Genomic DNA, 14,371 nt, shown 5'->3' with positions numbered 1-14,371 from the left:
CTGATAACTGATAACTGATAACTGATAACTGATAACTGATAACTGATAACTGATATAAAGATATAAAGATATAAAGATATAAAGATATGCCCAGACAGCCTGATGAATTTGCTATACACCTATTATTGGAAGGTGGCGCTCGTGAAGAAGTACGTTTTCTTACTCTTAAAGATTTTCAAACCTGGTACAGTGGCGTTGTAGTTCCAAAGCATGACTCTCAAGAGTTTGTGAATGTACCTATTAAGACTATTCAAGGAGAATATATGGTGGTTCGCCCTTCAGCTATAATTGCCATTCGGGTTGAACCTATATTTAATTCTAGTGTGGAAAGATTTTAAATGAACTCTCTAGTCATAGGTATTGATATAGGTGGAACAGCAATTAAAATTGGGGTTTTTGGTAGGGATGGAGTATGTCATAAATCTTTGACTGTACCAACTCCTAGACCTGCTACCCCAAAAGCAGTTATTAATGTTATAGAAGAGACAATATCTATTCTGAGAAAAGAACTTCAACCAGACAACTTAGGAGCTATTCAAGGAATAGGTATTGGAGTACCAGGCCCTGTTGATGCTGAAGGTAAAATTTCTAGAATAGCAATAAACTTAGCTGATTGGCAAGAGGTTCCTCTAGCCGAATTGTTGGAGGAAAAGACTGGTTTACCAGTAGTTATAGCTAATGATGCTAATTGTGCTGGTTTAGGTGAAGCTTGGCTAGGATCAGGTAGTCAATTTAAAAATATGATTATGCTTACCCTGGGTACCGGTGTTGGGGGAGCGATTATTTTGGATGGCCAATTATTTGTGGGTCATCAAGGTGCGGCTGGAGAGTTAGGGTTAATAACTTTAAATCCTGATGGACCTGAATGTAATAGTGGTAATAATGGCTCTTTAGAACAATATGTTTCTGTTCAAGCAATTCGTCGAGATACAGGAAAAGAACCTTTAGAATTAGCCAATTTAGCTTTAACTGGAGATAAGTTTGCCCTAGAATTTTGGCAAAACTACGGACGAATTTTAGGAGTAGGGTTGACAAGTTTGATTTATATCTTAACCCCAGAAGCAGTAATTATTGGAGGAGGTATCAGTGGAGCAGCAAAACTTTTTTTGCCTGCAGCTAAGGCAGAAATTGAGCGACGAGTTCTTTTTAGTTCTCATTTAAACTTACAATTATTAACTGCTAAGTTAGGTAATCAAGCTGGTATTGTGGGAGCTGGTAAATTAGCTTTGACTAAGTTTTCAGAATAAATAATTTGAGAGTTGTGGAGTAAGCATTCAGCTATTAGCAGTTAACATTTTCTCTGGAATTTTCGCACATACATAGTATTCAATTAGAGCATGAGGGTTAGAGGGTAGGGAATAGGGATAATTTTAACGGATTTGTAGTCAGAGAATTTGATCTCAATCTCTTAATAATAATTCTTTTAATAAAGGCAATTAGCAATTTTGCTACGCGATATGAAAGGTCGTAGTCTTGGGAGGACTCAATAGACTGATATATCACACCTAAATGATTGGGTTTTGGCAAAAAGATAATAGGAAATAGAGTATGCTTAACTATAACTAAGTTAGGTATAGTTAACATCAAGTATATTACTATCAAATTTTCTTATGGTAAAGAATATCCAGTTACTTTTTTGATAAATTCCGAAACTTTTTTATAAGCTTCTGGCTCACTATTAGGGTTAATAATAATATCTTTTGTACTATCTGGTAACCAGAAAGTTATCCGACCATTAGGTTCCAAAGCAAATGTAGTAATACAACTCAAATTTATCAACCATTCATGGCGATCGTAAATAATTTTTACCCAGCATTCATTATAAATTTTATAGTCTATTTCGATCTTTTTTTTAAGATATTCTAGAACTAAATTATAGTCCTGTTCAGAATTTTGCTTATTCAATATAATTGGCTGACTACTATTTGGCAACCAAAAAGTTATCAGCTTATTTGACTGACAAGAAAAAGCAGTAATACTGTCAAGATCGATCAAGTATATACTTCTTTCATAATTTATTTTAATCCAGTAGGCCACAGGACCCCCTCAAAGCTTTAATTTCTTGCATTTACCCACATCCTGCAAGTTACCCTAAAAGTCTGATCGACATTATTTATTTACCCTTGATATTGTCAGTTAGTACCCAATAAAAAGTATTTCTTCTTTAACAAAATTTTAGCAGAAGTTCCCACCTAAAAATATTACTAAGATTAACTTATAACCTTTTGATTCAGAATTTTTAATTCTCCCTCAAGACTAATTCCTCCTCCCAAGACAATGAGTTAATCACTAATTACTAATTGATGGCTGAATGCTTAGCTCTTGGCTAGCTTCAACATTATTTACAGACAAATTATAACACTTTTCTTGTTGACTAGCTGCTTGAAAAAAGCGATGAAATAGAGGGTGAGGACTGCTAGGTCGAGATTGAAACTCTGGATGAAATTGAGTAGCAATAAAGAAAGGATGAGTAGGAAGTTCAATAATTTCTACTAGCCTACCATCAGGAGATGTTCCACTTACAACATATCCTGTTTCTAAGAACAAGTTCCGGTAAGCATTATTAAATTCATATCGATGTCTATGGCGTTCATAAATTACTTCTTGCTGATAAGTTTTAAATGCCAATGTGTCCCCTTGAAGACGGCAAGGATAAAGTCCCAGTCGCATAGTACCGCCTAAGTCTACTACATCTTGTTGTTCTGGCAATAAATTAATAACTGGATTTTGTGTTTGAGGGTCAAACTCCGCACTATGAGCAGCATCCAATTCTGCTATATTGCGTGCCCACTCAATTACCGCACATTGCATTCCCAAACATAACCCCAAAAAAGGAATTTTATTTAGTCTGGCATATTGAACTGTAGCTATTTTCCCATCAATACCCCTCACACCAAACCCACCTGGCACAATAATTCCATTGGTATCCTCTAGATAGGTTTTGGCTCCATTGGCCTCCACATCTTCAGCATTGACCCAACGTAGATTTAAGTCTACACCAACAGCGATCGCTGCATGGCGTAATGCTTCTACTACTGATAGATAAGCATCACTAAGTTGAATATATTTACCCACTATGGCAATTTCTACAGTAGTAGCAGTAGATGATTTGCCCTGGTTAGTATGTATTTCTTCTTTGTCTCTATGGTAAAGACGATTGACTAAAGTTTGCCATTGCTCGAGATTTGGTTGACGTTGCTCCATTTGTAATAATTCTAGAGCTTGGAATGCTAGTCCTTCTGCCTCCAACATTAGAGGTACTTCATAGATACTTTGAGCATCCTGAGATGTAACTACAGATTCTACGGGTACATCACAGAACTCGGACATTTTTTCCTTTAAGCTTTTACTAAGTTGGCGATCGCATCGACAGACCAAAATATCTGGTTGAATACCAATGGAGCGTAATTCTTTAACGGAGTGTTGAGTAGGCTTAGTTTTCATCTCCCCTGCTGAAGCAATCCAAGGGACCAGTGTCACATGGACATACAAAACGTTATTTCGTCCCACATCTTTACGAAATTGCCGAATTGCTTCTAAAAATGGTTGAGATTCAATATCTCCTACTGTCCCCCCTATTTCTGTAATTACTAAATCTGGATTGGCATTTCTGGCGACTCTGTGTACTCTTTCTTTTATTTCGTTAGTAATATGGGGGATAACTTGAACTGTTCCCCCTTGATAGTCCCCTCGTCTTTCTTTATTAATTACTGCCTGATATATCGAACCTTGGGTAACACTGTTGAGCCGAGACATTGAGGTATCTGTAAATCGTTCATAGTGACCTAAGTCTAGGTCTGTTTCTGCACCATCTTCTGTGACAAACACTTCTCCATGTTGGAAAGGACTCATAGTCCCTGGATCTACATTAATATAAGGATCTAGTTTAAGAATGGAGACTGAATAATCCCGTGATTTGAGTAAACGACCTAAGCTTGCTGCTACAATTCCTTTACCAATACTGGATACTACTCCACCAGTTATGAATACAAATTTAGTCATATATTTTTTTTAATAAGGATAGAAGAAAGTTGTAAACTGTAGATTAGTCTCACTAATTTATACTACCCATGCTTTTGGCATAGCCTGCCGTTGGGCAGAGAAAAGGAAATATTAGGCTAGACTCATCTATAATTAGATTTTTCCTATCTCATATCTTTTTGAGAGAATTACCAAGAATTTACTAATCTCTAGCTTCGGCAAAAGTATCATATAGAGTAATTAAAAACTATAGCGCTAAAGTTAACCTAACTTTTATCCCTTTCTATCTCATATCTATTTCTATTTTAGGGGAGGGCTAGCATAATATAGATAATTATAAATATCTATACTACTTGTTCTCATGCCTATTAATTAGAACTACTCTCTATTTCTATTTCTAAGAAATCAAATCATATCCGTGCTTCAGTAAGGCATTTGAGGAAATTACCCATTCTTGCTAACCTCTAGTTTCAGCAAAAGTATCATAATGCATTAAATTATAGATGGTTGATTAATTCTCAAAGCCTTTATCGGTAAATTCTTTAGCCTTTATCTACCAAAAAAACACAGACTTTTCAGTCCAAAAAACTCAAAATGCTAACTTTTTGACCAAACAAGGGCACAAAAATCACACAAAAATAAAGGGAGAATTGCTCCTTCTACCTCTTCTATAATTTCTATTTCTCCTGACTTCTAACTTTTACCCTCACTCATAAGACTTTTTCAGCAAACCTTAATTAAAAACTATAGCGCTATAGTTAATCTAACTTTTATCCCTTCTATATCTAAATACCTAATCTTTACATAACTACCAAGAATTGGTAATATATAGCTTCAGAAAAATTATCATATATAGTAAATAAAAACTATAGCGCTATAGTTAATATAACTTTTATCCTACTAAAACCTCTAAATGCAACATACTTTATGGAGTAGTGGTTCTCGTAAGTCCAGTTAAAAATTAAATCTTAAATTTTGCTAAAATTTAGCCTTAATAGTAAAAGAGTAATCCCCACCAGGTTCTAGTTGATAATCCCACTTTTCTAAAAACCTACCTAGAGGCTCTTGAATTAAGGCGCGACCTTGAGAAGGTTGAATATACAGAGTTTTTCCCTGTCTAAAACGCCATTTAAAGTACCAACCAAAAGGACCAGCACTAACCTCTCCTTCAATAGTGCCTTTTTGCCAAGACTGGCGAGTTACTCTGACATAAGCAGTAGTTTCTGGTAGACTCTTAGAACTCATCAATAGTTATCAAGTGACTCTTTCAATCACTCAAAAATCATTTCTACAACTCTCGCTCAAAAGCCTTAAAAATACTTTCTGAATGGTCAATTAATCTTCTGGTATGATGATAGTTCTACTGTTATAGAGATTCATAGCTTTTTCAATTCCTTGTTTGAGAGAAATTTCTACTGTTTCTACAACTAGATCCAGCATTTGAGTCATCAATTTACTTTCTGTGGGGCTAAACTTTCCTAAAACATGACTAATAGTTTTTGGGTCTCCACTTTCAGCAGTAACATTTTTGGGTTTACCAATACCTATTCGCAAACGAGGAAATTCTTGAGTCCCCAAATGAGCGATCGCCGACTTCATGCCATTATGGCCACCTGCTGAACCTGACAAACGTAGTCGTAATCGCCCCATGGGTAAATCCATATCATCATATATTATCAGGACAGAAGAAGGAGGTAGTTTATACCAATCTACCACCGCACGAATTGCTTGTCCCGACCTATTCATATAAGTTAAGGGCTTCAACAAGTAAATTTTTTCAGTTTTTGTACTTCTGCCTTCTCCAAATTCTGCTTTAAATTTACGATTTTCTGATAAAGAAATTTGCCATATATTAGCTAGATTATCAACTACAGCAAATCCTATATTATGCCGAGTTTGATTATATTTTGGCTCTGGATTTCCCAAACCTACAATTAATTTGGGAATCACTAATTTTTGCCCTGGCGCAACCTCTTTCATTCCCTTAGAATTAAAAATTTTATGTCAAAACTACAATAATGTTTTAGATTGGCTCAGGTAATTTTTTTCTCTACTTTTTAAAATTAGCTTTTCTGAGATATATCTGCGGGTGAAGAAACATTTACTACTTCTTTAGAATCGGATTTAGGTTCATATTTACTAGCAGATGGTACTTCTTCTAACTGTTTGGCTTCTCGTTTAAATTCATTTTCAAACTCTTTAGCTCCTGCCTTAAAACTATTTAGAGCCTGTCCTAAACTACGACCAATTTCTGGCAGTTTCTTCGGACCAAATATTAAAAGAGCTACCACCAGAATAACAATCATTTCTGGGAGACCAATACCAAATATATTCATCTTGTTTTACTCCTAAAAATTTGCTTGCAGTTGGCATAAAATTAATAGCTAGGGCTGAAGAAATTTGAAATAATTGAATTTCTTAGCCCTACTAACTAAATTTAATTTATTTAGTTAGATTTGCCCAGTCAACATCAACATTCTCTAACAACAAGGAAGAGTTGTAGATTTGTAAAATAATCAACAAGAAGACAAAGAATAAGCCCATAAAAACGGCCATCAATGCTGTAGTTCCCCAACCGGGAGATACTTTACCATACTCTGAGTTTAAGGGTTTGAGGATGTCTCCTAATCCAGTTCTTTGTGACATAGTTTTCGATTTTTACTATTTTCAGCAGAAAATTTTAATGTTTTGTAATATTGTATATGTATAACACTAATAATTTTAATGAATTATATGGAACCTGCAACAGTTCTTAGTATTTCGATAGCTGTAATGGTTGTGGCCATTACTGGATTTTCCGTTTATACAGCCTTTGGACCTCCCGCAAAGGAGTTGGCCGACCCTTTTGACGATCATGAAGATTAAGGCTTTATGGGTCTAGAAGGTAAGCTGTGATGGGGAGATGGAGAGATGGGGAGATGGGGAGATGGGGGGGAGAAAAGCCTCTAATTAAATAGGTTTACTCTCCCGAAATATCTATAGAATGGTAAATACATAACTTGTTTCTTTTGTCAAATTTTATCTTAAGAAATATGTTTATAAAGCATAGCCTTTTAAGTTAAGGGGATAAAAAAGAAAATTCAGCATTTTCAAGCCTCCTGCTAAAGCCAGAGGTACTGTTGACATTTGCGCAGCAGTATCTAGGGTTTGCTGAAAAAAGCAGAGTGTGGGAAGAGTGGGGAGGATGGGGAGCACAGAGAAAAAAGGACTCTAATATCTTTACTATATTTGACTATACTTTTATTAGCTATTAATTTTGGTATCTACTTCTTGCCTTCTGGGAGAACCTGGGCTAAAAGAAGAGCTGTTTCTTGCACAATAACCATATATGAGAAAAGAGTTTTGCTAAAGCTTTTCATATCATGGAGCAAAACTCTAATCCTAATATAGAATCCAGTTAAATACTTATCATATCTGTGAAGCAAAGGCAGAGAGAAGAAGGGAAGGATTAAAGTTAGAAGGCAGAAGTTTTCCAATAACTAATTATCCAGACTTGATATAACAGGTCGAGGCAGATGAGAATCTTAACAGAAACCAGTTAAGATGATTTGTTAAACACTTTATAGTTTGAGTTTAATGGGCAACATATTTGGAAATTTATTTCGGGTAACAACCTTCGGTGAATCCCATGGAGGAGGAGTAGGAGTTGTAATTGATGGTTGCCCACCAAAGCTAGAAATAGATGTTAAAGAAATTCAATATGAGTTAGACCGTAGGCGACCAGGGCAAAGCAAAATTACCACACCCCGTAAAGAAACTGATACTTGTGAAATACTATCTGGGGTATTTGAAGGTCAAACCTTGGGGACGCCAATTATGATTTTGGTCAGAAATAAGGATGCTCGTCCCCAGGATTATCAGGAGATGTCTATTAAATATCGTCCATCTCATGCTGATGCAACTTATGATGCTAAATATGGTATTAGAAATTGGCAAGGTGGGGGCAGGTCTTCGGCCAGGGAGACAATTGGACGAGTAGCCGCAGGGGCGATCGCTAAAAAAATTTTGCAACAATATTCTGGTGTGGAAATTGTGGGATATGTGAAGCGGATCAAAAATTTAGAGGCTATTGTCGATCCAACAACAGTAACTATAGAACAAGTAGAAAGTAATATTGTTCGTTGTCCAGATAACGAATGTGCTGAGAGAATGATTGAATTAGTAGAACAAATACGGGATGTAGGAGATTCTGTTGGAGGTGTGGTAGAATGTATAGCTCGGAATGTGCCAAAAGGTTTGGGTTCTCCTGTATTTGATAAACTAGAGGGTGATTTAGCGAAGGGTATAATGTCTTTGCCAGCGAGCAAAGGATTTGAAATTGGTTCTGGTTTTGCAGGTACTACTCTGACAGGTAGTGAGCATAATGATGAATTTTATACAGATGAACAAGGTGAAATTCGCACAATGACCAACCGTTCTGGTGGGATACAGGGTGGCATATCTAACGGAGAAAATATTGTGTTGCGGGCGGCATTTAAACCAACTGCTACAATTCGGAAAGAGCAACGCACTGTTAGTCGTGAAGGTGAGGAGACATTTCTCGCGGCTAAAGGAAGACATGACCCTTGTGTTTTACCTAGAGCTGTGCCTATGGTAGAAGCAATGGTGGCTATAGTGCTATGTGACCACTTATTACGTCATCATGGACAATGTAAGACCTTAAAGTAAGAAAATTTATATGGAAACTAAAACTTCTACTATAGTACCTACCCAAGATAATATTGATTCTACGAAGTTGTCTGAAAATCTAGGGGATTTTGTAGTAAAGTTCTGGGGAGTGCGAGGTAGTGTCCCGACTCCTGGAAAAGAAACTGTTAGATATGGTGGAAATACTTCCTGCATAGAAATGCAAATAGCTGGTAAGCGTTTGATATTTGATGGAGGTACTGGGATGCGAGAACTAGGAAAAGAATTAATGCAGGAAACCCCAGTAGAAGCTTATATATTTTTCACTCATTATCATTGGGATCATATTCAAGGTTTTCCATTGTTCGCTCCTGCTTTTACTAAAGGAAATTGTTTTCACATCTATGGAGCAATTCCTCCAGAAGGGGAGTCAATGAAACAGCATTTTATAGATAGAGTATTACATTATAACTCTCCTGTTCCCCTTACAGGTATGCAGGCGGACTTGCGATTTTATGAACTTCAGCATGGGCAAAAAATGATGCTCCATGGTATTGAAATTGAGACGGGTTCTCTAAATCATCCTAATACGGCAATGGGATATAGGGTGACATGGAATGGACGGAGTGCGGTTTATTGTTCTGATACAGAACATTTTCCTGATGGTTTGGATGAAAGTGTGGTTAGTTTGGCACGGGATGCTGATGTGCTAATCTATGATGCTATGTACACTGATGATGAGTATCATAATCCCAAGTCGCCAAAAGTTGGTTGGGGACATTCGACTTGGCAGGAAGCAATTAAAGTTGCCAAAGCTGCTGGAGTAAAGCGAGTAGTAATTTTTCACCATGAACCAACTCATAGTGATAATTTTCTGGATCGGATGGCAGAACAAGTTAAAGAGACTTTTCCTATGGCAGTTATGGCCAAAGAAGGTTTGGTTCTGCCAGTAGGGATTTAATCTTGGAAATTAGTTTAGTACAGACTTAGTAATAACTGCTGACGATATTCCTTACTTATAGGATGGTCATCTCCTAAAATGTTAAATATTGCTAATATTGCTTTGCGTGCGCCGTCATCTTTATATTTACGATTTGTGGCGACTAGCTCTAAAAATAATTCTAGTGCTTGTTCATAGTTAGCAGATAATGTCAGACTACAAGCTTTGGCATAAGTTTGATCTAGGGTACTATCACCTGGATTTTCTGCTTCTTGTTTAAAGTGAATTAATGCTTTTACTGCTTGTACTTGGGGATAAAATTCTCGATTCTGTTCGCCAATAGTTTCAATCAGCTTTTTTGCTTCTTCTAATTTATTTAAGCTTACCAAAAACTTAGCAGCTTCTATAATTATAGTAACGTTATTAGGATATTTGTGAAAGAGCCGATCTAAAATACTTTTTGCTTGTTCAAATTGACCTGATTTTGTCAGATTCTGCAATTCTTTTATATCTGTTTCTACTTCTGAGTGAAGATTAAGTTCCCCTAGAAAATTTCGTAGTTTTGGTTCTGAGAGAGCTCCGACAAAACCAGGTTTAACTTCTCCTTGAGTTACGACTCTTACATCTGGTACTCCTTCTATACCATAAGTTTGAGCTAACTCTGGACTCTGCTCGACATCAACTTTGGCTAGGATAAAGTCATATTCTTGAACCAACTTTTCTAAGATTGGTTTTAGCATTTTACATGGACCACACCAAGTAGCGTAGAAGTCTACTAAAACTGGTTTTTTGTGAGAATTTTTTAAGACTTCGGTAGCAAAGTTTGTATTGTCAACTTCTATAGAGATGCCCATTGAATTCTTAGAATTAGAATATTTTGTATTACTAAACTATTATGGCTGAATCAAGTAAATTTTTGCGGATATGAAGTTAAATTTTTAATTTAGGGAGTGGGGAGTAGGGAGTAGGGAGTAGTAATTCTGGAAACAGGGAATGGAAAATAAGAAGTACGTATTTCTCAAGTAGATGAGTTTGGGTTTGAGGCAACATGGAAGAAATAAAAATACTGTATCTCATTGAATTTAGAGAGTAGGGAGTAGGGAGTAGTAATTCTGGAAACAGGGAATATAAAAGAAGAACATATTTCTCAATATAGAACTCCTAAGCGTATCTTTTAGATTGATTTTCCTTTCTACAGCCTGAGCGATATAGCTGCAAAATTTGCTCCGCGTTTCATATCGCAAAGCGTTTCATATCGGCGACAGCCGAAAAGCAGAACTCCGTTCTATGGCACTTGAAACTATACTATTTTTTTTGTTGAATAAAAAATCATGCGTATAGGCGAGTTAGACCAGTTAATCTTTACGATATCACAAAAATTGTGAGGATGCAACCAAATATCCTTTGACCCGCCGATTTTTTTTTCAGGAGCTTCAGAGAATGAAAATGTTTGTGGTTTTCCCCTCAGGAGGGATGGATGAAAAGATTTAATGATGGGAAAACAAGCCTATATATGTTTATGAGAGCGTCACTTGATGAAAATCTTTCTAGGTATTTCTCCTGGGGAAAATTCTTGAATACTTGATTATGTCTGAGCTATAAAAGCTTGTTGAATAAAAAATCATGCGCATAGGCGAGTTAGCCCAGTTAATCTTTACGATATCACAAAAATTGTGAGGATGCAACCGAATATCTTTTGACGCGCCGATTTTTTTTCAGGAGCTTCAGAAAATGAAAATGTTTGTGGTTTTCCCCTCAGGAGGGATGGATGGAAAAATTTAATGATGGGAAAAATCTGATTCTAATCTTAAAAGTAGGGGGTAGGGGAGTCTGACAAGGGTATGTTTTTTAGAATTACGCCATTGGGTGTGGGAGGGGTGGGGAGTGTGGGAAGTGTGGGGAGTGTGGGAAGTGTGGGGAGTGTGGGGAGTGTGGGAAGTGTGGGGAGTGTGGGGAGTGTGGGGATAAATTTATCCCATTTCTTGTATAAAAAAAGCACATTATTTTGTAGATTTTATAATGAATAAAAGTGATTACTCGTCTCTTTGTGAAAAAGATACCCTTGTCAGGATAGGGGAGTAGGGTCGGAGGGGAGTAAGGGGTATTTTTCAATCTTTTTCCTGTATTGCTTCTATTCTACTCCTGACTCGTAACTGACAAATTTAATTGCGGGCTAAAGATACCAAATGGGTTCTATAGACGAGTTTGGGTTTGAGGCAACATGGAAGAGAGAAAAATACCGTATCTCATCAATATGAAAACTGGTATATAAGTAATATCAGGAGATCTGAGATTAATGAAGTGCAACTGACAGGGTAAATATTTTTGCCTCGTTCCCTATCTTCTAACCCATCTTCCCTAGTACAGATGTTACATATAACGTCCCTACCCATTCTCTACTCCCTAAAATGATCGACATAATTACTTCATTAAGTAGGAAAATGCTTTCAATAATTAATAATTAATAATTAATTATTACCTCTTATTAAAAAGAAGAGGATTGGTTAAAAGGAATTTTTTTATTCTCTTGGTCGATTGGATATGGCGCACTTCGGAGCGGCTCTGAAAGAGCGGAAAACCTCGCCATCTCACCCTACGGGAAGCTCCGAAGAACGACCGCTTTTTTCTCCTTTAAAGGAGAGGCTTTAAACCTTAATTATTCGGTAAATCTCATTGAGAAATCTTCAATAAACAATGTCATCAAAAAATAAGTCAAATTTGAATACACCTGAAGAGTATGCCAACTTTGGCAGCATATATGCTCAAGAAAAAAAATGGGATTTAGCAATTGAAAACTACCGTCAAGCTATTTTGCTAAAACCCAACTTTTCTTGGTATTACTATAATTTAGCGCAAGCTTTACATCAACAAGAAAATTGGAAGGAAGCTATCAAAAGTTACTATCGCGCTATTGAGTTAAATCAGAATTTTTATTGGTCTTATTATAATTTAGGAAATGCTTTAAGCAAATTACAAAAATGGGAAGAGGCGATTAATGCTTACAAAAATGCAATTAAAATAGATACCAATTTTCCTTGGTGTTACTACAATTTAGGCAATGCTTTAATAGAATTAAAAAAATGGGATGAAGCTATATATAACTATCTTTATATAACTCAATTGCAGCCATATATACCAGGAATTTACAGTAAATTAGGAGATGCTATAGAGAAAAAATATCAGTCAAATTTAGATGGAGGAATTAAGGATTACCGCAAAGTTATTCAAGACTCAGAGGAATATTCTATTGACGATATATTGCTGCAATTTTTACAACAAAATCCTAATTTATTTGTACAAGTAGCAGATGGTTTAGCTGAAGCTAATAAAATTAACGGGGCAATTATTTTCTATAAAATAGCTTTAGAGCTTAATCAAGATGACTTAAAGATTTCTGAAAAGCTACAGCAAGTATTAGATAAAAGAAATCAGTTAGAAAGAGAAATATTAGAACTCAGAAAAGAGATAGAATTAAACCCGAATAGTAGCTCTTACTATAATCTAGGTATTGCTCTAACTCGACAACAAAAATGGGAGGAAGCAGTTATTGCTTACCGTCAAGGTATTGAAATTAATCCAGACCTATCTTGGTGGTTTTACTACAATATATGGGAAGCTTTTGCTAGAGAAGGTAAACTAACAGAAGTACTAACTTTTTTCGAGATATTTCAGAAAGCTAATCCGGACTCTTTTTGCTCTTACTTGAATGTAGGAGAAGCTCTAACTCGTTTGGAAAAATTTGATGAAGCTATACCTTATTATCAAACAGCTTGTTATCGGCAAACTCAGAAATTGTACCCTAGATTAGTATCAAAACCATGGAATTTAGAACAAGTGCAAGAACCGAATTTTATAGTTATTGGAGTTCACAAAGGAGGTACGACTTCTCTTTATAATTATTTGATTCAACATCCACAAATTATTCCTCCGATTAAAAAAGAAATGGATTTTTGGTCTTGGAAATTTAATAAGTCAATTAATTGGTATCTAGCTCATTTTCCAGGAATTCCAGAGGGAAAAAAATTCTTGACTGGGGAAGCTAGTCCTAGTTATTTCGATCATCCAAATACTGCTAGGAGGATTTACCAATTTTTCCCAAAAATTAAGCTGCTCATACTATTGAGAAATCCTGTAGATCGAGCCATATCTCAATATTATCAATGGCTAAGATTAAATTGGGAAAATCGTTCTTTAGAAGAGGCAATTGAATCAGATTTGGAGAAATTAACAAAAGCTCCTGAAAAAGTTAATTACTGGATGAAGGACTTAAATTATTTAGCAACGGGAGTATATGTTGAGTTTTTTAAGGAATGGATGAGTTTATTTCCACGGGAACAATTCCTGATTTTGAAAAGTGAAGATTTTTATGAACATCCAGAAGCTAGTATGGAGAAAGTTTTAACGTTTTTAGATTTGCCGGAATATAAACTATTAGATTACAAGAATTATAATGCTGGGAAGTATTCACAAATCGACCCCTTAATGCGTAAGAGTTTAAGTAATTATTTCCGAATTCATAATGAAAGATTAGAAGAATATTTAGGGATAGAATTTAACTGGGAGTAGTTCTGAATTTAGAATTTAGAATTGAGAATTCAGAAGTAATCTCCCTCGTGAGTTTTCGGTGGGGAAATGCTCCGCAAACAATATTTAGCAATGTCCGCACCCTATGCTTCGACTGCTATAAAAAAGGAAATTTTGGATTTTATTCCCCCTTATTTAAAGCACTTTTGAGAATCGTGAGATACATCTGAATTGAGAATTCAGAAGTAATCTCCCTCGTGAGTTTTCGGTGGGGAAATGCTCCGCAAACAATATTTAGCA

14 protein-coding genes are annotated in these 14,371 nt (G+C 36.0%); 7 read left to right on the top strand and 7 right to left on the bottom strand.

What is annotated here, in order from left to right:
• The first annotated feature begins 86 nt into the window (after positions 1-86).
• Both ACP6PM_RS01790 and ACP6PM_RS01785 read left to right on the top strand, forming a co-directional pair.
• Complete coding sequence (locus tag ACP6PM_RS01790; RefSeq protein ID WP_426581294.1) at positions 87-338, top strand: hypothetical protein; 252 nt, start codon at positions 87-89, stop codon at positions 336-338.
• Entirely contained in the window at positions 339-1,247 is a 909-nt protein-coding gene (locus ACP6PM_RS01785) for an ROK family protein (RefSeq protein ID WP_426581292.1), read from the top strand.
• Positions 1,248-1,608: 361 nt separating this feature from the next.
• Here the strand turns inward: ACP6PM_RS01785 and ACP6PM_RS01780 are convergent, their stop codons facing one another.
• The 6 genes from ACP6PM_RS01780 to psbH all read right to left on the bottom strand — a co-directional run bounded on the left by ACP6PM_RS01780 (position 1,609) and on the right by psbH (position 6,627).
• The gene (locus ACP6PM_RS01780; RefSeq protein WP_426581290.1) at positions 1,609-2,037 is read right to left on the bottom strand and encodes a hypothetical protein; all 429 of its coding nucleotides are present in this window, start codon (positions 2,035-2,037) and stop codon (positions 1,609-1,611) included.
• 252 nt (positions 2,038-2,289) lie between these two features.
• A complete protein-coding gene (locus ACP6PM_RS01775; RefSeq protein ID WP_426581288.1) occupies positions 2,290-4,002 on the bottom strand; it encodes a CTP synthase in 1,713 nt (570 codons plus the stop codon).
• A 957-nt stretch (positions 4,003-4,959) separates the two neighbouring features.
• Positions 4,960-5,226, bottom strand: coding sequence for a DUF3146 family protein (locus ACP6PM_RS01770; RefSeq protein ID WP_293100231.1), 267 nt, complete (start codon positions 5,224-5,226; stop codon positions 4,960-4,962).
• A gap of 90 nt (positions 5,227-5,316) precedes the next feature.
• Positions 5,317-5,961: an aminoacyl-tRNA hydrolase gene (gene pth / locus ACP6PM_RS01765; protein WP_426581285.1), complete on the bottom strand. Its 645-nt coding sequence runs from the start codon at positions 5,959-5,961 to the stop codon at positions 5,317-5,319.
• Between the two features lie 83 nt (positions 5,962-6,044).
• A complete protein-coding gene (locus tag ACP6PM_RS01760) occupies positions 6,045-6,317 on the bottom strand; it encodes a TatA/E family twin arginine-targeting protein translocase (RefSeq protein WP_426581283.1) in 273 nt (90 codons plus the stop codon).
• A gap of 106 nt (positions 6,318-6,423) precedes the next feature.
• Complete coding sequence (psbH, locus tag ACP6PM_RS01755; RefSeq protein ID WP_426581281.1) at positions 6,424-6,627, bottom strand: photosystem II reaction center phosphoprotein PsbH; 204 nt, start codon at positions 6,625-6,627, stop codon at positions 6,424-6,426.
• Positions 6,628-6,705: 78 nt separating this feature from the next.
• Here psbH and psbN point away from each other — a divergent pair, with 78 nt between their 5' ends.
• From psbN to ACP6PM_RS01740, 3 genes are all read left to right on the top strand, one after another.
• The gene (psbN, locus tag ACP6PM_RS01750; RefSeq protein WP_426581279.1) at positions 6,706-6,846 is read left to right on the top strand and encodes a photosystem II reaction center protein PsbN; all 141 of its coding nucleotides are present in this window, start codon (positions 6,706-6,708) and stop codon (positions 6,844-6,846) included.
• Between the two features lie 711 nt (positions 6,847-7,557).
• Entirely contained in the window at positions 7,558-8,649 is a 1,092-nt protein-coding gene (aroC, locus tag ACP6PM_RS01745) for a chorismate synthase (protein ID WP_426581277.1), read from the top strand.
• 10 nt (positions 8,650-8,659) lie between these two features.
• On the top strand, positions 8,660-9,568 hold the full coding sequence (locus tag ACP6PM_RS01740; protein ID WP_426581275.1) for an MBL fold metallo-hydrolase: 909 nt from the start codon (positions 8,660-8,662) through the stop codon (positions 9,566-9,568).
• A 14-nt stretch (positions 9,569-9,582) separates the two neighbouring features.
• Here the strand turns inward: ACP6PM_RS01740 and ACP6PM_RS01735 are convergent, their stop codons facing one another.
• Complete coding sequence (locus ACP6PM_RS01735) at positions 9,583-10,401, bottom strand: tetratricopeptide repeat protein (RefSeq protein WP_426581273.1); 819 nt, start codon at positions 10,399-10,401, stop codon at positions 9,583-9,585.
• A 987-nt stretch (positions 10,402-11,388) separates the two neighbouring features.
• On the opposite strand from ACP6PM_RS01735, the gene ACP6PM_RS01730 reads away from it, so the two are divergent.
• Both ACP6PM_RS01730 and ACP6PM_RS01725 read left to right on the top strand, forming a co-directional pair.
• Complete coding sequence (locus ACP6PM_RS01730) at positions 11,389-11,574, top strand: hypothetical protein (protein ID WP_426581271.1); 186 nt, start codon at positions 11,389-11,391, stop codon at positions 11,572-11,574.
• A 667-nt stretch (positions 11,575-12,241) separates the two neighbouring features.
• On the top strand, positions 12,242-14,113 hold the full coding sequence (locus tag ACP6PM_RS01725; RefSeq protein WP_426581269.1) for a tetratricopeptide repeat-containing sulfotransferase family protein: 1,872 nt from the start codon (positions 12,242-12,244) through the stop codon (positions 14,111-14,113).
• The last annotated feature ends 258 nt before the right edge of the window (positions 14,114-14,371 follow it).

The sequence above is a fragment of the Dapis brunnea BLCC-M229 genome, from assembly GCF_050015995.1.
Lineage (GTDB): Bacteria > Cyanobacteriota > Cyanobacteriia > Cyanobacteriales > Microcoleaceae > Trichodesmium.
Note: the sequence above shows the minus strand (reverse complement) of the source record. Positions and strands in the feature narration are given on the sequence as shown.